Below are 1,193 nucleotides of genomic sequence, written 5' to 3' on the forward strand. Positions count from 1 at the left end.
GTTGTCGTTGGCCTGTTTTTGCATATTGTACTTGGCCGTGGCCCGCAGGGTCTGGCGCACCAGCATGCCGGGCATACGCTCTTTCAGATCCTTGGCGGCCAACCCGCCCACATCCGCCAGCACCACGGTTTCCCCCAGCGGCTGGCTGGCGCTGTCCAGCACCCGCAGGCTGTTGGGGCGCGGCTTGCTGCCAATGGCATAGGTGGGGAAGGCCACGGAAAACACGCCGTGCACGGTGGGGATCGGCAGGGTGAATTCTTCCCGGGGCTGCACAAAGCCTTGCTCATACAACACCGCGACCATGCCTTCATCGCTGTCTCGCAGCGCACGAGGGTTGGACACCCGCTCCACGTCTTCCTTGATCATATCCACGCCGGAGTTGATCTCCAGCGCTTTCTTGTAATCGACCAGGGCATCGTTATATTCGCCGTGGGCCTCCCAGAACAAGGCGGACAGGTAGAAGGTCCAGGCATTCTGGAAGCTGGCCTTGACGCCGCCGGCCACCGCATCAATCCCCTGGAAATAGCCGTCGAACTGGGACACGTCCACGTCGTTCTCTTCGGCCTCTTCCTCAGCCTTGGCGATTTCCTTTTCCCGCTTGTTGGCCGAGACCCGCTGCTCCAGGGCCGCCGCACGCAATTCCACAGCGGTGCCGGTGACATCGTTCTCGGCCCAGTAGTTCAGCGCCTGATAGGCACGGGTGAAGATGCGCTCGTAGTCCGGCGCCACATAAGGGCGGGCATTGTCGTTGGTGATTAGCGAGGTGCCGGAGGCAGCCAGGGACGAGACCTGGATCTTTGCGCTGGCATCCTCTGCATCGTATTTGGATACCACATCGGCAAAGGCATTGCGGCTGGCTTCGCCTTCGCCATTGAGTTGCGTAACCCGCCCCAGCTCCTGCAGATAGAGCACGCCATCGCCCCCGGCGGTGGCTTTCTCCAACTTTTGTGTGGTCCCTGCACTGGCGGCCTCATTCCCCAATGTGGCCTTCCATTTTTCTGCCTGGCTGGGGTAGGACACGAACATGGAGTTCGTGGCACAGCCGCTCAGCATCGCCAATAACGCGACAGACAGGCATCCCTTCCTGAACAAATTCATGATCTTAGTGTATGCCCCAAGAAAAAAGCCGAAGCAGGCAAGTTAGCCTGACTCCGGCTTTTTTCTTGGGGCATACACTAAGATCATGAATTTGT

The 1,193-nt window shown here is 59.4% G+C and carries 1 protein-coding gene; it reads right to left on the bottom strand.

What is annotated here, in order from left to right:
- The coding region (locus tag A3730_RS06160) for a COG3014 family protein (RefSeq protein ID WP_063537722.1) at positions 1-1,098 on the bottom strand (1,098 nt) is incomplete at its 3' end.
- Positions 1,099-1,193 lie beyond the last annotated feature (95 nt).

The organism is Alcanivorax sp. HI0044 (genome assembly GCF_001634945.1).